General features: G+C 39.1%; 21 protein-coding genes and 1 riboswitch. Of the genes, 14 read left to right on the top strand and 7 right to left on the bottom strand.

Going from position 1 to position 19,616, the window contains the following annotated elements; all coding sequences use genetic code 11:
• Positions 1-134 precede the first annotated feature (134 nt).
• From AAIB49_RS05150 to brnQ, 9 genes are all read left to right on the top strand, one after another.
• Positions 135-1,043: an ABC transporter ATP-binding protein gene (locus tag AAIB49_RS05150; protein WP_339217341.1), complete on the top strand. Its 909-nt coding sequence runs from the start codon at positions 135-137 to the stop codon at positions 1,041-1,043.
• The gene (locus tag AAIB49_RS05145; RefSeq protein ID WP_339217340.1) at positions 1,044-2,645 is read left to right on the top strand and encodes an ABC transporter permease; all 1,602 of its coding nucleotides are present in this window, start codon (positions 1,044-1,046) and stop codon (positions 2,643-2,645) included. It abuts the gene before it with no gap.
• 132 nt (positions 2,646-2,777) lie between these two features.
• Positions 2,778-3,902 (top strand): radical SAM/CxCxxxxC motif protein YfkAB, encoded by a 1,125-nt coding sequence (yfkAB, locus tag AAIB49_RS05140; protein WP_343457395.1) that lies wholly within the window; start codon positions 2,778-2,780, stop codon positions 3,900-3,902.
• A gap of 388 nt (positions 3,903-4,290) precedes the next feature.
• Complete coding sequence (locus AAIB49_RS05135) at positions 4,291-5,217, top strand: metal ABC transporter solute-binding protein, Zn/Mn family (RefSeq protein ID WP_339217337.1); 927 nt, start codon at positions 4,291-4,293, stop codon at positions 5,215-5,217.
• Positions 5,218-5,973 (top strand): metal ABC transporter ATP-binding protein, encoded by a 756-nt coding sequence (locus tag AAIB49_RS05130; RefSeq protein WP_339217336.1) that lies wholly within the window; start codon positions 5,218-5,220, stop codon positions 5,971-5,973.
• Complete coding sequence (locus tag AAIB49_RS05125) at positions 5,957-6,871, top strand: metal ABC transporter permease (protein WP_343457394.1); 915 nt, start codon at positions 5,957-5,959, stop codon at positions 6,869-6,871. Before AAIB49_RS05130 ends, AAIB49_RS05125 begins: the two co-directional genes overlap by 17 nt.
• Position 6,872: 1 nt before the next feature.
• Complete coding sequence (locus AAIB49_RS05120) at positions 6,873-7,748, top strand: metal ABC transporter permease (protein ID WP_343457393.1); 876 nt, start codon at positions 6,873-6,875, stop codon at positions 7,746-7,748.
• Between the two features lie 91 nt (positions 7,749-7,839).
• A complete protein-coding gene (locus AAIB49_RS05115) occupies positions 7,840-8,562 on the top strand; it encodes an EcsC family protein (protein WP_339217331.1) in 723 nt (240 codons plus the stop codon).
• Positions 8,563-8,764: 202 nt separating this feature from the next.
• Positions 8,765-10,114, top strand: coding sequence for a branched-chain amino acid transport system II carrier protein (gene brnQ / locus AAIB49_RS05110; RefSeq protein ID WP_343457392.1), 1,350 nt, complete (start codon positions 8,765-8,767; stop codon positions 10,112-10,114).
• A gap of 37 nt (positions 10,115-10,151) precedes the next feature.
• Here the strand turns inward: brnQ and AAIB49_RS05105 are convergent, their stop codons facing one another.
• Positions 10,152-10,823 (bottom strand): GntR family transcriptional regulator, encoded by a 672-nt coding sequence (locus AAIB49_RS05105; RefSeq protein ID WP_343457391.1) that lies wholly within the window; start codon positions 10,821-10,823, stop codon positions 10,152-10,154.
• Between the two features lie 156 nt (positions 10,824-10,979).
• Between AAIB49_RS05105 and AAIB49_RS05100 the strand changes: the two genes are divergently transcribed.
• A complete protein-coding gene (locus AAIB49_RS05100) occupies positions 10,980-11,276 on the top strand; it encodes an iron-sulfur cluster assembly accessory protein (RefSeq protein WP_186869512.1) in 297 nt (98 codons plus the stop codon).
• A gap of 39 nt (positions 11,277-11,315) precedes the next feature.
• Positions 11,316-11,741, top strand: coding sequence for a hypothetical protein (locus AAIB49_RS05095; RefSeq protein ID WP_343457390.1), 426 nt, complete (start codon positions 11,316-11,318; stop codon positions 11,739-11,741).
• An 89-nt stretch (positions 11,742-11,830) separates the two neighbouring features.
• Here AAIB49_RS05095 and AAIB49_RS05090 read toward each other — a convergent pair whose 3' ends face one another.
• Positions 11,831-13,450, bottom strand: coding sequence for a catalase (locus tag AAIB49_RS05090; RefSeq protein WP_339217321.1), 1,620 nt, complete (start codon positions 13,448-13,450; stop codon positions 11,831-11,833).
• A 172-nt stretch (positions 13,451-13,622) separates the two neighbouring features.
• Here AAIB49_RS05090 and aac(6') point away from each other — a divergent pair, with 172 nt between their 5' ends.
• Together aac(6') and AAIB49_RS05080 are read left to right on the top strand one after the other, a co-directional pair.
• The gene (aac(6'), locus tag AAIB49_RS05085; RefSeq protein ID WP_343457389.1) at positions 13,623-14,063 is read left to right on the top strand and encodes an aminoglycoside 6'-N-acetyltransferase; all 441 of its coding nucleotides are present in this window, start codon (positions 13,623-13,625) and stop codon (positions 14,061-14,063) included.
• Positions 14,064-14,167: 104 nt separating this feature from the next.
• Complete coding sequence (locus AAIB49_RS05080) at positions 14,168-14,755, top strand: lysophospholipid acyltransferase family protein (RefSeq protein ID WP_186869516.1); 588 nt, start codon at positions 14,168-14,170, stop codon at positions 14,753-14,755.
• 46 nt (positions 14,756-14,801) lie between these two features.
• Here AAIB49_RS05080 and AAIB49_RS05075 read toward each other — a convergent pair whose 3' ends face one another.
• A complete protein-coding gene (locus tag AAIB49_RS05075; protein ID WP_186869517.1) occupies positions 14,802-15,287 on the bottom strand; it encodes a QueT transporter family protein in 486 nt (161 codons plus the stop codon).
• A gap of 7 nt (positions 15,288-15,294) precedes the next feature.
• Positions 15,295-15,339: riboswitch (PreQ1 riboswitch) on the bottom strand.
• A gap of 192 nt (positions 15,340-15,531) precedes the next feature.
• On the opposite strand from AAIB49_RS05075, the gene AAIB49_RS05070 reads away from it, so the two are divergent.
• A complete protein-coding gene (locus AAIB49_RS05070; RefSeq protein ID WP_343457388.1) occupies positions 15,532-16,395 on the top strand; it encodes a VOC family protein in 864 nt (287 codons plus the stop codon).
• A 52-nt stretch (positions 16,396-16,447) separates the two neighbouring features.
• On the opposite strand, the gene AAIB49_RS05065 is transcribed toward AAIB49_RS05070, so the two are convergent.
• The 4 genes from AAIB49_RS05065 to AAIB49_RS05050 are packed head-to-tail and all read right to left on the bottom strand — an operon-like array spanning position 16,448 to position 19,077.
• Positions 16,448-17,050, bottom strand: coding sequence for an alpha/beta hydrolase (locus AAIB49_RS05065; RefSeq protein WP_343457387.1), 603 nt, complete (start codon positions 17,048-17,050; stop codon positions 16,448-16,450).
• Positions 17,051-17,065: 15 nt separating this feature from the next.
• On the bottom strand, positions 17,066-17,677 hold the full coding sequence (locus AAIB49_RS05060) for a flavin reductase family protein (RefSeq protein WP_339217312.1): 612 nt from the start codon (positions 17,675-17,677) through the stop codon (positions 17,066-17,068).
• Positions 17,678-17,692: 15 nt separating this feature from the next.
• Positions 17,693-18,631: a ring-cleaving dioxygenase gene (locus AAIB49_RS05055; RefSeq protein ID WP_343457386.1), complete on the bottom strand. Its 939-nt coding sequence runs from the start codon at positions 18,629-18,631 to the stop codon at positions 17,693-17,695.
• A gap of 17 nt (positions 18,632-18,648) precedes the next feature.
• Positions 18,649-19,077, bottom strand: a complete 429-nt coding sequence (locus tag AAIB49_RS05050; RefSeq protein WP_339217308.1) for a MarR family winged helix-turn-helix transcriptional regulator — start codon at positions 19,075-19,077, stop codon at positions 18,649-18,651.
• Between the last annotated feature and the right edge of the window lie 539 nt (positions 19,078-19,616).

Below are 19,616 nucleotides of genomic sequence, written 5' to 3'. Positions count from 1 at the left end.
TTGAAACATAACAATAAAAATAGTTCAAAAATCATTGCAATAATGAATCATTTTTTATATTATGAACTCATAAGGATAAAATATTTCAAAATTAATGTTTCCATATTTATGGGGTGGAAAAGGGAGGAAGAAACATGGCAGTTTTGGAAATAACGAATTTGACGAAGAGGTTTGGCAAATTTACTGCTTTAAATGGTGTCAATATGGAGTTAAATGAGGGAGAGGTCTTTGGGTTTATCGGTCCTAATGGGGCGGGTAAATCAACAACCATTCGTATTCTACTAGGAATATTAAAGGCAACGAATGGTAAGGCGACGATATTTGGTAAAAATGTATGGCCTGATGCTGTAGAGATTCATAAACGTCTGGCGTATGTACCGGGAGATGTGAATCTATGGCCAAATCTTACCGGGGGAGAGGTCATTGACTTATTTGGTTCTCTTCGAGGTGGGATTGATAAACAAAAACGGGAGGAACTAATTAAGCGATTTGATTTAGATCCAACAAAAAAATGTCGGACTTACTCGAAAGGAAATCGACAAAAGGTAGCTTTAGTTGCAGCGTTTGCTTCTGATGCGGATTTATATATTTTAGACGAACCTACTTCAGGACTGGATCCATTAATGGAACAGATTTTTCAACAATGTGTACTAGAGGCTAAGCAAAATGGCAAAAGCATATTGTTATCGAGTCATATTCTATCAGAAGTGGAGAAGCTGTGTGATCGAGTAGGGATTATTAGGCAGGGGGAAATAATTGAAACTGGTACACTAGATGAATTGCGCCATTTAACAAGAACGAACTTGAGAGTTGAAGTGAAAGAGCCAATTACGAATCTTCATGACATACCTGGCGTACACGAACTAGAAGGAACGGATTATGCTGTATCGTTCCAGGTAGATTCGGAACAATTGGACTTAGTCGTAAAACATATAAGTCAATTTGGAATTGTAAAGCTAGAAAGTACACCTCCTACATTAGAGGATTTATTTATGCGCCATTATGAAACACAAGGGGAAAAAGGAGTAGGGGGGAGATCATAAATGACATCAACTACTTTTCGTAAATCAGGTCGATTAGCTCGGTTTATTTTAAGAAGGGATCGGGTGCGCCTTCCATTATGGTTTATCGGGATAGTGTTTTTTACATTATTAATTCCAGCAGCTTTTACAGACTTATACCCATCACAGGCAGAACGAGATATGATGGCAGAAACAATGAAAAATCCAGCTATGGTTGCTATGGTAGGCCCAGCTGACTTTGAAAACTACACAATCGGTGTCATGACCGCCCATCAAATGTTAATTTTTACGGCAATTGTTGTCGGGTTAATGAGTATACTGCTTGTATCCAGACATACACGGGCAGATGAAGAGGACGGGCGGATAGAGTTAATACGTTCGTTACCTGTTGGGAGATTATCCCAATTACATGCAACGATGATGGTATATGTTGTCATAAATATTATTCTTGCGTTATGTGTAGGCTTTGGATTATACGCGTTAAATATAACGAGTATAGATTTGGAAGGGTCACTATTATACGGGGCGGTGTTAGGTGCAACTGGAATTTTCTTTACTGGTTTAACAGCGGTGTTTGCACAAATATCAGAAAGTTCTAGAGGAACGATTGGATTATCCATTGCCCTACTTATCGTGGCTTATTTAATTCGTGCCATCGGGGATGTAAGTAATGAAGTACTGAGTTGGTTATCTCCGTTTGGTTGGGTTACACAGGCTGATGTTTATTCCTCGAATAACTGGTTACCGGTTATGATTATGCTTGGAACCTCGGTAATATTAATAATAATCGCAAACTATCTGAATGCCGTCCGAGATATGGGAGCAGGATTTTTACCTTCAAAGCCAGGTAGAAAACAAGCAAGTGTATTGTTACAATCTCCACTTGGATTAGGATTACGGCTACAACGAACCGGTTTGATTGCTTGGGCAATTGGGATGTTCGTAATGGGAGCCTCTTATGGTTCTGTCTTAGGTGATTTAGAGGCATTCTTTGCCGGTAGCGAAGAAATGCAGAATATGCTAGTGGCAGCGGAAGGGTATACCTTAACAGAGCAATTTATCCCGATGTTAATGATGGTCATGGCTATTCTAGCTACAGTTCCTGCTGTTATGTCTATGAATAAACTATATGGAGAAGAGAAAAAGCAGCGAATGGACCATGTACTAAGTCGCGCTGTCTCCCGTACGAAACTTATGGCGAGTTATCTTATCACGTCTATCGTTAATGGTTTTGTCATGCTATCTCTTGCTGGCATAGGGTTATGGATTGCTGGAGATGCAGTAGTTGAAGGTGGGTTAGACTTCGCTACGATCTACGGGGCAGCAATTGTCTACTACCCAGCCATTCTAGTAATGATTAGTGTGGCAGTATTCCTAATTGGTTGGTTACCAAGAAGAACGAGTCTAATTTGGTTGTATGTATGTTATTCCTTCTTTGTACTATATCTAGGGAATCTCTTTCAGTTTTCTGAATGGGTAGGGAAGCTATCTCCATTTGGATATATTCCACAGTTACCTATTGAGGAGATGGATTGGGTCTCTAGTATTCTATTAATCGTTACAGCTGTTGGAATTATGATTATAGGCTTTGTCGGATATCGTAAGCGAGATATACAAGGTTAAATAGCAAAAAGCCCTGTTGCGAAATTGATTTGCTACAGGGCTTCGTACTTTTCTACAGAAAGTGATAGAATAATAGTCGTCATAAAGGTTAAATGGAATGAACTAGCAGGAATAACCGAGAGGAGTTTCTTTATGAATGACACAAAGCAAAAACAAATTACACCAAAGTATGATCCGTGGGAAGCTTATTATGATGTAGAAGAACATGGAAAAATGACACTATCGAATATAGAATTTACTACTACTTATATGTGCAATATGCGTTGTGCACACTGTGCAGTTGGATACATGCTTCAGAATAAGGACCCAGACGCCCTCCCAATTGATTTGTTAATCCAACGATTAGAGGAGATTCCTCACCTAAGAACAATGAGTATTACGGGTGGCGAACCGATGATGAATAAAAAGTCAGTCCGGAGCTATGTTGTTCCACTACTGAAATATGCTCATGAGCGTGGGGTACGAACACAGATTAATTCTAATTTAACATTACCATATGAACGCTATGAAGAGATCATCCCATATTTAGATGTGTTACATATTTCCCACAATTGGGGAACCGAGGATGAATTTGCTGAAGTAGGCTTTGCACATATGGAGCGGAAGCCTACAGCAGAAAATCGGAAAAAATACTTTGCAAGAATGGTAGAAAATGCACAAGCTCTATCTAAACAAGGTGTAATGGTCTCAGCGGAAACGATGTTAAATAAGCGTACCTACCCATACCTAGAGAAGATACATGATCATATTATTGAAATGGGATGTACACGGCATGAGGTTCACCCAATGTACCCAGTAGATTTTGCTAGTAAGCTAAAAACCTTAACACTTGATGAGATACGCGATGGGATTACAAGATTACTAGACCATCGAAATCAAGACATTTGGATGCTATTTGGTACGTTACCTTTTTATGCATGTAGTTCCTCACGGGAAGAATTAGCCTTAATCAAACGGTTATATCAGGAGAAGAATGTAACCGTTCGGAATGATCCGGACGGAAGGTCGCGCCTAAATGTAAATATTTTCACCGGGGATATTATCGTTACGGATTTTGGTGATGAAGAGCCATCCTTAGGAAATATACAAGATACAACACTTGAAAGTGCCTATGACAAGTGGATGGGTTCTAAGACTGCTAAAAGTTTAAACTGTCATTGTCCAGCTGTAAAGTGCTTAGGGCCAAATCTCCTAGTTAAGAACGCTTATTACAAGGACGTTGATTTTCAAAAACGTAAGGCTACTATTCAAATATAATTTAGCAGCAGCCAAGGTGATTATTGCCTTGGCTGCTTTTCCAAAGTAAAAGCTTATCCACAGTGAACGTCACTGTGGTGTTTTTGTTATTGGGCTTTAAATGGTAACTTATGATGGAAATGGTTTCAACCAAATCATTTAGTGATTCAGCATTATCTAAACAATAGAGGGGTTTAATCTGTAATCGAGTACTAGAGTTATAGTTTAAATGAACAATTTAACTCCTTTTACATACTATCCTAATAACGCCTAAAAAGTTTCCCTTAGGAAAAATTTAAGTTTGTATAAAAAACACTTGACTTATACAAACTATACTTATTATATTGTTAGTAACTAATAAAGTTTCCTTAGGGAAAAATAAAAGGGAGAGGTAAAAATGGGGATTTTCATGAAAAGGTGGTTTTGGTTTGTACTTAGCATTAGCTTTGTTTTAGGAGCTTGTTCGGCAGATGATAAAACTTCTGCAAATCCTGATGGGAAAATTAAGATTGTCACGACGATTGCCCAAATAGCAGAACCGTTATCCGTTATTGGTGGGGAGCATGTTGAGGTAGAGAGTTTAATGGGGCCATCGGTAGACCCGCATTTGTATAACGCAACACATGGTGATATTACGAAGATTACGAATGCAGATGTGGTATTTTATAACGGACTGAATCTAGAGGCAAATATGGTGGATATTTTTGATGAAATATCAGCTTCAAAGCCTGTGCTTGCGATAGGAGAAGTACTACCAGAGAATCAGCTACTGGAAGACGAAACAGGTGCAGTCGATCCACATGTCTGGTTTGATCTTGATCTTTGGAAGCAAGGACTAGAAGCCGCTGTAGAAGAATTAAAGGAGTATGCTCCAGATTTTGCGGATGATTTTGAAGCGAATAAGCAAGGATACTTTGCTGAGATGGACGAAGTAAAAGATGAGGCTATGAAGCTTTCCGAAATTCCGTCAAACAAAAGATACTTAGTAACAGCTCATGATGCGTTTGGTTACTTTGGAAGAATGCATAACTTAGAGGTTGTTGGATTACAAGGTTTAAGTACGGATGGTGAGATTGGAGTATCAGATATTCAAGAAACCATTCAAATTATAAAGGAATACAATGTGCCAGCTGTCTTCATCGAAAGTAGCATTAATGACAGCTCAATTAAAGCTGTAATCGAAGGGGCAAAGGGTGAAGGAGTTAAGGTCGCACTAGGTGGTGAGCTCTTCTCAGATGCAATGGGGGAAGCAGGAACGGTAGAAGGGACATACTTAGGAATGTATCGACATAATGTAGAGACTATTTACGAAGCATTAATGGGGGATGGAAATTAGATGGTTAAAACAGTGCTTACAGTAAAAGAGTTATCTGCATCCTATCGTAAAAACACCGTTCTAGAGAATGTGAGTTTCACAGTAGAGCAAGGCTCATTAACAGGAATTGTTGGCCCGAATGGTGCAGGGAAATCTACTTTAATTAAATCCCTATTAAATTTACATCCTACTTTATCGGGAACGGTCGACTTCTTTGGTCAACCATTTAAGAAAGCTCAGCAGGCGATTGGCTATGTACCGCAGCGTGGTTCGGTGGATTGGGATTTCCCAACGAATGCATTAGATGTAGTGTTAATGGGATTATATGGGAAAATCGGATGGCTAAAATTGCCATCCCGTTCCCACAAAAAGCTCGCATATGAAGCATTAAACAAAATGGGAATGACCGATTATGCTGACCGACAAATTAGTCAATTATCAGGAGGGCAACAGCAGCGTGTTTTTCTTGCTCGTGCCCTCGTACAAGATGCTGATTTTTACTTTATGGATGAGCCACTTGCTGGAGTAGATGCAGCAACGGAACAAGCGATAATGGCGATCTTGAAGGAATTGAAAGGAAAAGGAAAGACGGTAATGGTTGTGCACCATGATTTACAAACAGTGGCAGAGTACTTTGACCATGTACTATTTCTAAATCGAAGAGTGATGGAGTACGGGAAAACACCAACTGTGTTTACGAAGGAAAATATTGCACGAACCTATGGTGGGAATATGCGTTGGACATTAGAGGAGGGGTCTCATGTGGCCCATCCTTAGTAGTAGTAACTTTCAGTGGGTTTTGGCTTGTACGATGATTCTAGGGATAGCAGCTGGGTTGGTTGGATGTTTAGCCTACTGGAAAAAGCAAAGTTTGATGAGTGATGCACTAGGTCATGCCTCTTTACCTGGAGTCATTATTGCCTTTCTCTTAATTGGTGAGAAAAATGTACTCGTTCTAATTATTGGTGCTGCTATCAGTGCACTGATTGGTGCTTTCTTTATTCAAGGGATACAGTCTACAACAAGAATAACAGAAGACACCGCGATGGGGATGGTATTATCCATTTTTTTCGGATTAGGAATTATGCTTCTTACAGTGGTAAACCGTTCGGTTGGAGGAAATCAAAGTGGATTAGATAGCTTTATCTTTGGGCAGGCAGCTTCCATGGTGAAATCCGATGTGTTTACTATATTAGCATTAGCAATAGTGGTTATAGCAATCGTATTTGTGGCATTCAAAGAATGGAAGCTTTATTTATTTGACCCGCAATTTGCTAAAGGAATCGGATTATCGATTAGAGGGATGCATGTAATGTATACGATAGTATTAGTAACTACGATTGTTGTAGGCATTCAAGCTGTTGGTGTTATTCTTATTGCGGCATTATTAATTATCCCTTCAGTAAGTGCTAGGTATTGGACGAATTCCTTTCGAAAGATGTTAGTCTTGTCGGCCTGTTTTGGTGGTCTCTCTGGTGTACTTGGAACGTATATAAGTGCTATTGGTAGTGGGTGGCCAACAGGTCCGTTTATCGTTATTTTTGCAGCTATATTTTTTATAGTTTCATTAGTATTTGGTAAAGAAAAAGGTATATTAGTCCTGCGTCTCGAGTTACATGCTGAGCGTAAGAAAATGCACAATCCAACTAAACTGGATACAAAAGGGGTGAACTAGTATGGCCTATACAGCATGGATTATCCTTACTGCTGCTCTTGTAGGGCTTTCGTGTAGTCTTATTGGTGTATTTCTTATTTTAAGAAAGATGGCGATGATGGCAGATGCTATCAGTCATACGGTTTTATTAGGAATTGTTGTAGCATTTATGATAACAAGGGAGTTAAATGGTCCCCATATGTTAATTGGTGCAATTATTGCAGGACTACTAACAGCTTTATTCGTGCAATGGTTGAATCAATTAAATATTGAACAGCATGCTTCAATTGGGATTGTTTTTACAACTTTATTTGCTATCGGTGTCATTTTGATTTCGACATCTGTTGGCAATGCTCACCTAGATGTTCAGCATGCATTAATGGGAGAAATAACCTTTATCCCCTGGAATACGATGACACTTCCTATAGTTGGTCAGGTCCCGGAAGCCACCGCTATTTTAGCACTAGTGCTGATAATTGTTTTGATTTGTATAATTTTCTTTTATAAAGAATGGAAGATTACCTCCTTCGATCCAGCACTGGCTGCTAGCTTAGGAATACCGGTAGTGTTTTTACACTATCTCTTTATGAGCCTTGTATCGATTACTACAGTTGCCTCTTTTGATGCTGTTGGGGCTATTATGGTTGTTGCAATGCTTATTACACCTGCCGCATCAGCCTATTTATGGACAGATAAATTGTCGATGATGTTAGTGATTAGTGCACTATTTGGCGTAGTTTCTGCAGTCGGTGGCTATTATATCGCTGCCTGGATAGATACTTCTATCTCGGCATCGATGGCATTTGCAACAGGAATCGTATTCTTATGTAGCTTTATAGGCTCACCGAAGCATGGTTTACTATCCAAGCTAAACAGGCCAACTCGTGTAGTTTCTTGAATAAATTAGTATCGTTTTTCGTAAGTTAGTAAGGTATGATAGTAATAAGATGAAATCGAGAACCTATAGATGGGTGTGCTATATATAGATTATGAAAGAATATGAAAGCAAGGTTTATCATGATTTACAAAAATGGCGGATGAAGCTACTGAAGTCACCGAGTTTTGTAAACCGAATGGGGAAGAAAGCCCAAAATAAAATCAATGGATTGATTCCAGAAAAAGCACATCTAGTTATGACGGAAGCAATTAAAAATATGGTGAAGGCCACCTTAGTTGGATCAGATATGACGACGAAGAAGCCTAAAAGTGGCATGACTTTATATGAAAGAGATGAACTTTTAAAAGAGAAGTTGTCGAAGTATCGGAAAACAGCGACCGTAGAAGGTGCTGGGACTGGAGCAGGTGGTATTTTCTTAGGTCTTGCTGACTTCCCATTATTGTTATCAATCAAGATAAAATTTCTATTTGAAGCAGCATCCATTTATGGTTTTGATACGAAAGAATATGAAGAAAGACTTTTTCTATTACATGTGTTTCAGTTAGCTTTTTCAAGTGATGATAAAAAGAAGGAAACCTTTTTTGTGATTGATCATTGGGACGAACAGAAAGAAAAGTTAATGGATATGGATTGGAGAGTATTTCAGCAAGAATATCGGGATTATATTGATTTAGTAAAAATGTTACAGTTAATTCCGGGCTTCGGAGCTATTGTTGGGGCGTATGCAAATTATAACCTCTTAGATCACTTAGGAGAGACAGCTATGAATGCGTACCGGCTAAGAAGGTTGACAGAAGTACCAAAGGATTACTAGGCTGAACAGGGGAAGGTAAAAGCCTTTCTTTGTTTAGCTTTTTTATTTGGGAAGTAACTATTATTTTAAAATTGTCTAAAAAATTATTGCAATATATTGCATATTGTCCGGAAAGATAGTATGATGAATTCTCGTGCAAAATGAAGCACAGTAAAAAAAAAATAGTCTGATAATTATGATTTTATAACGAGGAGAGAGAGAATTGAAGGATAAGTTACCGAATTCTTCATATATAATAATAGGAGTCATGCTGTTTGCTCTATTTTTTGGAGCGGGCAATTTAATCTTTCCTGCTCAACTTGGACAAGCAGCAGGAACGAATATGTGGCCAGCTGCCGTAGGGTTTCTCCTTACAGGTGTTGGGTTGCCTTTATTGGGAATTATTGCGATGGGATTTTCAGGGAGTAAAGACCTACAGGACCTTGCAAGTAGGGTCAGTCCTATTTATGGTGTATTGTTTACAACCGTATTATATTTAACAATCGGTCCTTTCTTTGCCGCACCTAGAACGGGAGCAGTGGCCTTTGATATAGCAATAGCACCTCATTTGGAGAACAAATCTTCGCTTGCCCTGTTCCTATTTACGGTCCTTTTCTTTGCTATATCCCTTTGGTTTTCATTAAATCCAGCGAAGATTGTAGATCGGGTTGGAAAGTTATTAGCGCCAGGAATAGTAGTGCTACTGGCAATCCTTTTAATAATGGTTATTGTCAATCCAATGGGGAATGCACAAGCACCATTAGAGTCCTATCAAAGCAATGCCTTTGTCACAGGTTTCCTAGAGGGATATAATACGATGGACGCACTTGCCTCGTTAGTATTCGGGATTATCGTAATAAATGCGATAAAGGCTTTAGGCGTATCATCTAGGAAAGAAATTGTATCCGCAACCTTTAAAACGGGCTTTGTGGCGATTATACTTTTAGGCTTAATCTATGTTGGTATAGCATATCTGGGCGCTGTCGGTGTAGAGGAATTTGGGCTATTGGACACTGGGGGATTGATCCTGAGTAGTGCTGCAAAATATTATTTTGGTACAGTGGGGACGATTTTACTCGGTGTAGTGATTATTTTAGCTTGTTTAACTACCAATATCGGTCTAATGACGGCGTGTGCAGAATATTTTCAACGATTGATACCAAGGGTTAGTTATAAAACCCTTGTGACGTTCTTTACGGTTATAACTTTTATCATCGCTAATTTTGGATTAACGAATATTATTACGTACTCTGTACCAGTGTTGATGTTGTTATATCCACTTGCCATTGTTTTGATGATCTTGGTATTTTTATCACCATTATTTAATCATTCAAGAATCGTATACATGTCTACCATTTCCATAACATTTTTAATCAGTATTTTTGATGGTTGGAAAGTACTACAGGAATCTCTTGGAATAGATGGCTTTAGACTATTAGAACCGGTTGTATCCTTCTATAAAAATTGGTTACCTTTTTATGATGAAGGACTAGGATGGCTTGTCCCTGCTATCATTGTCATTCTCATAACAGGAATCATTGCAAGAATGAGAAAAGTAGCTGTAAATCTATAAAGAAAGTCGGTTTCCTTACTTAGGAGACCGACTTTCTTTATTGTTGATTAATGGTATTGGATAAATTGAAATCCTTTGAAATATCGAGCCAGTTTTGTTTCATTAAGGCAGAGGCTTTCTCTTTATCCCCATTCTCTATATGATGAATGATAGTGTCATGAACCTCGATGGAGCTTTCGGAAAGTATAATGGAGTTATGGAAGAACAATCTTCGCACATGTGCCTGTAGATTCTCTACTATCCCACTTATGTAAGAGTTATTGGCAGTATCAACAATTAGTTGATGAAATTGCTCGTCAATGTTTAACGCGGCGTGGTAGTCTTTTTGATAAAGAGCATTGGCGAATTCTTGATTAATATTCTTTAAAGAAGATATCGTTTTATCTGATATATGATCGATGGCAAGCTCTGTTGATAAAGCTTGTAATACGGCTAAAGGAGGTAGTAAATCTTTAATGGACTCTTTTTCTACCTCGGTAACTTGAGTAGCTTTACCGGGATACATTTTAACTAATCCTTGTGATTCAAGTAATTGTAAAGACTCCCGTATCGGTGTACGGCTAACGCCGAGTGCTTCTGCTAGCTCTGTATCATTTAACTTTTCCCCAGGATATAAAGTTCCATCAATTATCCAATGAAGGATTTGCTTGTACGCGCTTTCCTTTGCTGTTGTTCGAACTGGCTTAGAATGATTTGCAGGTACCGGCAAATTATTCCCCTCCTCTAAAAAAACTGTTTATTTCCAGTATACATGAAAACTACTTTTATGAATATGTTGATTTGTCTCCAAGATGTTTAATTTGTCTTTTTTCGAGAAAACTGAAACAATATAGTAGTAAACATTAAATAAAAGGGGCCACATACTATGCAATGTAAAATAAATCGCAATGCAGCAAAGTATTTGAAGAAAATGCTTGAAACAGAAGAAGCACAAGGAAAAATGATTCGAGTGCTCGTAACCCATCTACATGGTGATCATGCTCATTACGATATTCGATTAGACACACCTTCAGAAAATGATGAAGTAGTGAAAACGGATAAAGATATTGATATCATTTTGGAAAAAGATAATGAGTGGTTAGATGGTGTATGGATTCAGTATTTCTATGTTCCGCAGGAAGAATTAGTAATCACTAATCCTAAAAAAGGACATCATCATTAAAATTACTTAAGGCAAGGGTCATTGGATCCTTGTCTTTTTTTGGGTTTGGGGAGGGGGGAGAGGGGGAGGGAGGATGCGCCCAAACCAGGAAAAGATGAGCCCAAGGGAGAAGGAGATGGTCCCAAAGCGGAGGCGAATAAGCCCGAGAGAAAGGGAGATGCGCCCAAAGCGAGGGAAGATGAGCCCAAACCAGGGAAAGATGAGCCCAAGGGAGAAGGAGATGCGCCCAAACCAGGGAAAGATAAGCCCGAGAGAAAGGGAGATGGTCCCAAAGCGAGGGAAGATGAGCCCAAAAGGAAGAAAGATGCGCCCAAACCAGGGAAAGATGAGCCCAAGGGAGAAGGAGATGGTCCAAAAGCGGAGGAAGATAAGCCCGAGAGAAAGGGAGATGAGCCCAAACCAGGGAAAGATGCGCCCAAGGGAGAAGGAGATGGTCCAAAAGCGGAGGGAGATAAGCCCGAGTGAAAGAGAGATGCGCCCAACCCAAGTAAAGGCTGCCTCCCTATCCTACCAAACAAAAAAGAGGCACTAGCTAAACTAGTACCTCCAATAAATTAATATGGATCAGCATCGTGGGATTTTTTCATGGCATCATCTACTGCTTCTGGTGCGTTTGCTTTACCTAAAGGACGGAATTCCTCGCCGGCTTCCATTTTCATGTCGCCCATTTCTTTTGTTTTGGCAGCGATTCCTTCACGAAGGCGACGTCCATATTCTTCATCAGCCTCTTCTGCTAAGGCAATCATCTTATCTTGGATTCGTTTATCACAAATAGCTAAATCATTCACTAGATTATTGATTAACTCATCTTTTTCCCATTGTTCGAAACGGCGGTATGTTTCACCAGCCTGTTTTGTATTATCTTGTCTTTCGATAGATTCTCTTACAAGATTTCCTTCTACATGTGGGGTGTGCTCGGTTCCAATCTGCTCGGCTTCCTTTAGTCCACCTAAGATGGACGGTTCATAGTTAACATGTGGGTTCTGCCCTGGTGCCTTATCATTGTGGTAACGAAGCTGACCACCCTCTTGGTTTGTTGCTACACGTTTCTTAGCTGCATTAATTGGTAATTGTAAATAATTTGCTCCAACACGATAGCGCTGGGTATCGGAGTAGGAGAAGGTTCTACCTTGAAGCATCTTGTCATCAGAGAAGTCCAGACCATCTACAAGTACCCCGGTACCGAAAGCAGCCTGTTCTACTTCCATAAAATAGTTCTCTGGGTTCTTATTTAAGACCATTTTCCCAACCGGTAGCCAAGGGAATTGGTCTTCAGGCCAAAGCTTTGTGTCATCCAGCGGATCAAAGTCTAGCTCAGGATGTGGGCCATCCTCCATGATTTGAACAAATAGTTCCCATTCTGGGTAATCGCCACGTTCGATCGCTTCATATAAATCCTGGGTAGCGTGGTTAACGCTCTTTGCCTGGATTTCTGCTGCTTCCTTTACGGTTAAATTTTTGATGCCTTGCTTTGGTTCCCAGTGGTATTTAACCAATACAGCTTTTCCCTCGCTGTTGACCCATTTATACGTGTTAACCCCAGACCCCTGCATCATCCGGTAATTAGCTGGGATACCCCAAGGTGAATAAACAAAGGTCACCATATGGAAGGTTTCTGGAGAATTAGCGCAAAAGTCGAAAAATCTTCGTGGATCCTGCATGTTCGTTACCGGATCAGCACGGAAGGCATGAATCATATCAGGGAATTTCATCGCATCTCGGATGAAAAAGATCTTTAGATTATTTCCAACTAAATCCCAGTTCCCATCCTCTGTGTAGAATTTAATGGCAAATCCTCTTGGATCACGTGCTGTTTCAGGAGAGTCATTCCCACCAACAACTGTGGAAAAACGAGCAAATACCGGTGTGCGTTTTCCTTTTCCTTGGAACACTTTTGCACGTGTGTACTTAGACACAGGCTCATCACCAACTGTTCCATATGTTTCAAAGTACCCATGAGCACCAGCCCCGCGAGCGTGTACGATTCTTTCTGGAACCTTTTCGCGGTCAAAGTGACTAATCTTCTCGATAAAGTCATAGTTTTCTAATGTAGCTGGTCCACGATTACCGACTGTACGAATGTTTTGATTATTGGTGACAGGATGTCCTTGTCTGGTAGTCAGTGTGTCATCGTGCTCAATATTCGTTTCTGGTGTTTCATTGGATTTATCCATTCTATCGCCTCTTTCATATGTACTTTATTCACAGTAATTATGCTTACCAAGTATGCAATAAAATAATCCAGTTTTTGATAGATATTACAAATAAAACATAGAGGATGGATTAACTAACGATAAAAAGCTATTCTTAGCTTAAATAATATGATTAATAGAGGGGTGAAAAAGCATGGGAACCATAATAGAAGCTACAACGGAACAACTGAAAGACCTTACCAATCTAGCGTCAGAACTATATAACGGAAATAATTCTGAGGCACTTGAAAATGAGTTAAAGCAAATGTTAGAAAATTCTAATCATAGATTTCTATTGTATGTAGAGGATGAGCAACCAATTGCGTTTATGCATTTGTCCATACGTACTGATTATGTTCAAGGTTCGGAAACCAGCCCTACAGGTTATATAGAGGGAGTCTATGTGAAGCAAGAGTACAGAAGAAAGGGAATATCAACTAAGCTTTTTCATGAAGGGAAGAAATGGTTTAAAAGACATGGTTGTACGCAAGTAGGCTCTGATATGGAAGTTGATAATCAAGATAGTTATCCATTTCATATGAGCCTTGGCTTTAAAGAAGCTGGACGATTGATTACGTTTATTAAAGACTTGTAAAGTTGGAAATTCACCATTCAAATTTAATGAAATTAGTATCAGGTAATATGAGTTTGTGGTAAAATATAATAAAAGTAAGTTGATTGAGAATAGAGGATGAAGAAATGTATAAATTTGCTGCAAATGTTGTAAAGGGTTTTCTGAGCCTTTTCGGAAGAATAAAAGTATATCAAAAAGAAAATCTCCCGAAGTCGGGTAGTTATGTTATTGCATGTACACATACTGGATTTGTCGATATTTTATGGCTTGGTATTGCGACTTTGCCAACAGAAATTCATTATATGGCAAAGAAAGAGCTTTTTCAAACGAAATTTACAAAGTGGTTAATGGAGAACTTACACGCATTCCCAGTCGATCGTGAGAATCCGGGTCCGAGTGCCATTAAAACACCACGTAAGCTATTAAAGGAAGGGAAGGTTGTTGGGATTTTCCCGAGCGGTACACGATCTAGTGAGGATGTACCTTTGAAACGTGGTGCAGTGACTATCGCTGCGCATTCTGATGTACCAATTGTGCCTGCTGCTTATGTCGGACCAAATAATTTTAAAGATTTGTTCAAAAGAATTAAACCGAGATTAATCTACGGGGAACCGATTCAGCTTCCAGAAGGTATGTCCAAAAAAGAAGGTATGGAAGTTTTAATGCAACAATTAGATAAAGAAATGCGAGCATTACAAGATAAGATTAAATAAAAAAAGACCTTCACAGTCTAGGTGATTGTGAAGGTCTTTCTCTATATTATATAAGCTTGTTGAAATTGATTCGCTTATTAAGTGCATAAATAATTGGTATACCGATAGCTAGTACAGCGAACTCTCCTACTGCGGTTGTTAACCATGTAAATAGGAATGGTAGCTCTAATGCTAAATTGAGTTCAAATGCAATAATAAACATATTAAATGTAAATACCAATGTATTTGCTATTAATAACGCTAAGATGTTTTTCACATATTTCCCTAATAGGATGATGATACCAAGTGATATGGCAGAATGGGCAACACCAAATACTAAATCATACCAACCTAGAGGTGAGAATAATAGGTTGTATAACAGTACCCCTATCACAATCCCGAAGAAATATTTCTTATTGAAAACAATAAGATGGTTGAACACCTCGGAAATACGAAACTGTACATTCGTAAATCCGAATGGAACGATTAGCGCTGAAACAGCAATGTACAATGCTGCAATCAGAGCATTTACAACTAATGTTCTTGCTTTCATATTAATCTCTCCCTTAGTTTTTTTACGTGGGATGGTTTCGAACCACGTCTTCCAAGCAACTTATCTAGTATAGTACAACTCCGCAAAAATAGAAAGTTAATTTTACTTTTCTATAGTATGGAATGGTTCTAGTCTTAGAACTAATAATAGCGATGACATGGTTTTATTGACAATCAACAGAAATAGATATTATACTTACATAAAGTAACTAGATTTTAAAAAGTAACATAAAGGGAGTTGTAAAATGGAACAGAAATTTTTTCAAAAGCCAACCACATTCGTTGGGGAAGTAAACATATATGTTAGTGACCTGCAGAAGTCTTTGGACTTCTATCAACGTGTCTTTGGATTTCAAATCATGCAGCAGACGGACAGTAAGGTAGTCTTATCTCCAGATGGTGTTCGTCCCATTCTTATCTTGGAACAACCAGAAGAGGTAAGGGGAAAGCAAGCTCGGACAACAGGACTTTATCACTTTGCCATATTATTACCAAGAAGGAGAGATTTAGCCAACTTTCTTAAGCATTTAGTACAAACAGAGGGGCACCATATCCGGCTAGGAGCCTCAGATCACTATGTAAGTGAGGCGCTTTACTTTGATGATCCAGATGGTAATGGTATTGAGGTGGCAAGCGATAGACCGTCTGCTTCCTGGAATTGGGATGATGGTACAGTGGACATGGGTACGGTCGCTTTAGATGCGGAGAGTCTGTTGGCGGAAAGTGATAAGGAGTGGGATGGCATACCAGAGGAGTCTGTAATGGGGCATATCCATCTACATGTTGCCGATTTGGAAGCTACTGAACATTTCTATGTGAACGGGCTTGGATTCAATATCGTGACGAGATATCCGGGAGCGTTATTTGCTTCTACTGGTGGTTACCATCATCATATCGGATTAAATGTATGGAATGGCGTGGGTGCACCAGCGCCTAGCACTCATAGTGTTGGACTACATTACTTTACTTTAGTGCTGCCAGATGAAGAAACAAGACAGAAGAGAATCGACAGTCTTCGAAATATCGGGGCCGAGGTTGTTCGGATAGAAGATTACTATGGGGTAAAAGACCCTGCGTCTAATACCATTCATTTACGCATTAGTGAATAACCTGTGGATAATAAAATGAGATCTACTAAAAGCGTAGATCTCATTTTTCAACTTATAATTTATGATACCAATCTGTTGCTGCTCTTACTTCACTGATGGTCAATTGGTGACCTTTGTCTTCCCAGTGTAACGTAACATCTGCACCAGCATTTTCTAATAATGATTGAAGATCTTCTGATTCTTGGGCAGGACAAATAGGATCATTCGTGCCAGCCGAAATAAATACCCTTTTATTAGCTAGATTTGGTAATGTTATTCCTCTTCTTGGTACCATTGGATGGTGGAGGCTTGCACCACGTAGCGCATCTTGAAAGTGGAACATAAGACTTGCGGCAATATTTGCTCCATTAGAATACCCGATAGCAATTATATTGTTACGAGCAAAGCCATATTTTTCCGCGGCTTCATCCAAGAATTCATTTAGTTCCTTTGTACGAAATATTAGGTCCTCCTCATCAAAGACACCTTCTGCTAACCGTTTGAAGAATCGTGGCATACCATTTTCCAGTACATTACCACGAACACTTAGGATATTGGCTTCTTTATCAATCATTTCTGCAAGTGGAAGAAGATCTTGTTCAGTCCCGCCAGTTCCGTGCAGTAATAATAAAGTTGGTTTATCGGAATTTGTTCCCTTTTGGAAAATATGCTTCATATGAAAAGCTCCTTTTTATTTTGGTCTTTCGATGGAAAAAATCTCCCCGACTTTAGCATAGTTAGCCCCTGCTAATCGACTAATCGCTGCTAACTTTACCGGGTTAATTTTCCCATCTTCATAGATTTCCTCGTCAATATGATACGTAATGATTTTACCAAGGATTAGGTCGGAACCCTTTTCGCCATCTGCTGCATCTAGTGCGATGATTTGTTCTAGCTTACATTCGAATCTTACTTTTGCCTCCTGTACACCAGGTACAGAGATTCTTTCACTTGGGACAGGGGTAAGGCCGGCTACAGTAATTTCACTCTTATTTGGTGGGAGAGTGGCGGCGGTTTTATTAATGTTATCAACATTTTGTTCGTCGACGATGTGAATAACAAACTCCCCATTTTCCGTTATATTTCGTGCTGTATCCTTCATCTTGCCATTCTTACGCTGTATGGCTAATGAAACGATAGGTGGGTTGGAGGATACAATATTAAAATAACTAAATGGCGCTCCATTTATTGTCCCATCTGCTGCTTTTGTTGTGACAAATGCAATAGGTCTTGGAATGATGGAGCCAATAAGCAATTTATAATTCTCGCGTTCTGATTGGCTTTCTGGATAAAAGGAAAGCACAACAATCCCCCCAAATTAGTTATCTAAATTTCGAACTTGAATTGGAATCAAATGATCATTTAGCTTTTCCCGATACATTTCATATTGGGAAGGAAGTTTTAACGCTGTCCCCATCGTTTCATACGATTCATCATGTGCAAAGCCTGGTGGGTCTGTTGCGATTTCGAATAAAATTTCGCCATGTTCTCTGAAATAAATGGCATTAAAGTAATTCCGATCTCGTACTGGGGTCACCCCGTAACCATTACTCTCTACATGCTTTTTCCAATCCAGTTGATCTGCATCATCTGTTGCTCTCCAGGCGATATGGTGAACCGTGCCAACTCCCATCTGCCCTTTACCAGTCGTAGTCTTTTTTAGGTCAATGATATTTCCGAGGCTTCCATGAGATTGGAATCGAATAAGGTCATTTTCCTCCCCGATTTTTTCAAGCCCCATGACATCAACAAGTAAACGTGCTGTTTCTTCTGGTTGGGAGGATAATAATGTGGCTCCAGCAAAACCTTTAATTGCAACGTCAGGAGTTATATCACCAATAGTCCAATTATTAATCTCGCCATCCTCACGTTCTACTAATTCAAGCTTTAAACCGTGAACATCATCAAATGCTAGATAGGTTTCGTGAAAGCGATTGGATTTCGTGTATGTGATATTAAATTTCGCTAGTCTTTGTTCCCAGAAATCCATGGAGCCGGTAGGAATAGCATAAGAAGTGACACCTACTTGGCCATCCCCTATCTTTCCTTGGTATGCATTTGCCCAAGGGAAGAATGTAATAATGGACCCTGGTCGACCGCCATCGTTTCCGAAATAGAGATGATAAGTGCCTGGATCATCAAAGTTTATTGTCTTTTTAACTAACCGTAAGCCAAGAACACTAGCATAAAAATCAACATTTTCTTGAGGGTGTCCTACGATTGCCGTGATATGGTGAATTCCTGCTGTCTTTTTCATTGTTCATCATCCGCCTTTCATTGGCCTGCTTTTTGTCCGACTTGTTTTAGTACGCTAATAAGTGTCTCTTTGTCTTCATCAGAGATGCCCTCGAATAAGCTTTCTATTACTTGCTGATGCTGTGGAAATACTTCGTCCATTAGTTTTTTTCCTTCATCTGTTATATGGATATAGACTACTCTTCGGTCGTCTTTACAATGACTTCTTTCTAGTAATCCTTTTTTCTCTAATTTATCAATGACATAGGTAATGGAACCTGTGTTTATGAGAACGGCATCGGATACTTCCTTTACGGTAAGTCTGCCTTTATGATAAAGTGCTTCAAGAATTTCAAAGTCAGAGGTACGCATTCCATGATTGCTAATATCGTGCTTAATAACCTCTTGTAGAGACTTGGAAGCCTTCATTAGAACAACAAATGCTTTTAATGAAAGATTCTCGCTCATGTTTACACCTTCTTATTTTTAATTTAATTATTATGAATTTAAATATCTTTAATTAAGTATATTTTATCTGGTTATGCTGAAATTGTCAAATGACCTTGCTTGTAGTTTTCGCAAGTATTGTTCAGTACTAAAAAAGTTGGACAGAAACTGACTAAAAAAGTCGAACACTATATTAAGAGATTTAGATTACCTGATTTCGCCATTAATAAATGATACTTTTCTAGAGATAATATTTGCCAAATGAATTAGGGGAACTACAATGAAGAAAATAAGTAGCAAGATTCGAGGAAAACAGAATACTTTAAATAAAGGGGCTGGGACATAACTAGCCAAGAATAATAAAAAAATGGTTCCGATCATCGTTTTTGGATGATTGGAACCATTTTCATTAGGCTATTGTCATTTTTTTAATTTAACTCGCTTTAGAGGCGGTGTACTTCCTTAGATTCACCGCCATTAACGCAAATCCTAATTCATTTTCTACTTTGGATTTGCCCCTCACTGACATTCGAGTGAAGCGCAAATTAGCCTTCAAAAAT

This window comes from Ornithinibacillus proteolyticus, from assembly GCF_039581225.1.
Taxonomy (GTDB): domain Bacteria; phylum Bacillota; class Bacilli; order Bacillales; family Amphibacillaceae; genus Ornithinibacillus; species Ornithinibacillus massiliensis.
This window is presented reverse-complemented; position numbering and strand designations above follow the sequence as displayed.

Bases quoted from the DNA above. Each gene is read 5' to 3' on its own strand.
- AAIB49_RS05080 (WP_186869516.1), top strand. From the start codon at position 14,168: ATGTATAAATTTGCTGCAAATGTTGTAAAGGGTTTTCTGAGCCTTTTC.
- AAIB49_RS05145 (WP_339217340.1), top strand. From the start codon at position 1,044: ATGACATCAACTACTTTTCGTAAATCAGGTCGATTAGCTCGGTTTATT.
- AAIB49_RS05065 (WP_343457387.1), bottom strand. From the start codon at position 17,050: ATGAAGCATATTTTCCAAAAGGGAACAAATTCCGATAAACCAACTTTA.
- AAIB49_RS05070 (WP_343457388.1), top strand. From the start codon at position 15,532: ATGGAACAGAAATTTTTTCAAAAGCCAACCACATTCGTTGGGGAAGTA.
- AAIB49_RS05135 (WP_339217337.1), top strand. From the start codon at position 4,291: ATGAAAAGGTGGTTTTGGTTTGTACTTAGCATTAGCTTTGTTTTAGGA.
- AAIB49_RS05090 (WP_339217321.1), bottom strand. From the start codon at position 13,450: ATGGATAAATCCAATGAAACACCAGAAACGAATATTGAGCACGATGAC.
- AAIB49_RS05115 (WP_339217331.1), top strand. From the start codon at position 7,840: ATGAAAGAATATGAAAGCAAGGTTTATCATGATTTACAAAAATGGCGG.
- AAIB49_RS05050 (WP_339217308.1), bottom strand. From the start codon at position 19,077: ATGAGCGAGAATCTTTCATTAAAAGCATTTGTTGTTCTAATGAAGGCT.
- AAIB49_RS05100 (WP_186869512.1), top strand. From the start codon at position 10,980: ATGCAATGTAAAATAAATCGCAATGCAGCAAAGTATTTGAAGAAAATG.
- AAIB49_RS05150 (WP_339217341.1), top strand. From the start codon at position 135: ATGGCAGTTTTGGAAATAACGAATTTGACGAAGAGGTTTGGCAAATTT.
- yfkAB (WP_343457395.1), top strand. From the start codon at position 2,778: ATGAATGACACAAAGCAAAAACAAATTACACCAAAGTATGATCCGTGG.
- AAIB49_RS05125 (WP_343457394.1), top strand. From the start codon at position 5,957: ATGTGGCCCATCCTTAGTAGTAGTAACTTTCAGTGGGTTTTGGCTTGT.
- AAIB49_RS05075 (WP_186869517.1), bottom strand. From the start codon at position 15,287: ATGAAAGCAAGAACATTAGTTGTAAATGCTCTGATTGCAGCATTGTAC.
- AAIB49_RS05130 (WP_339217336.1), top strand. From the start codon at position 5,218: ATGGTTAAAACAGTGCTTACAGTAAAAGAGTTATCTGCATCCTATCGT.
- AAIB49_RS05120 (WP_343457393.1), top strand. From the start codon at position 6,873: ATGGCCTATACAGCATGGATTATCCTTACTGCTGCTCTTGTAGGGCTT.
- AAIB49_RS05055 (WP_343457386.1), bottom strand. From the start codon at position 18,631: ATGAAAAAGACAGCAGGAATTCACCATATCACGGCAATCGTAGGACAC.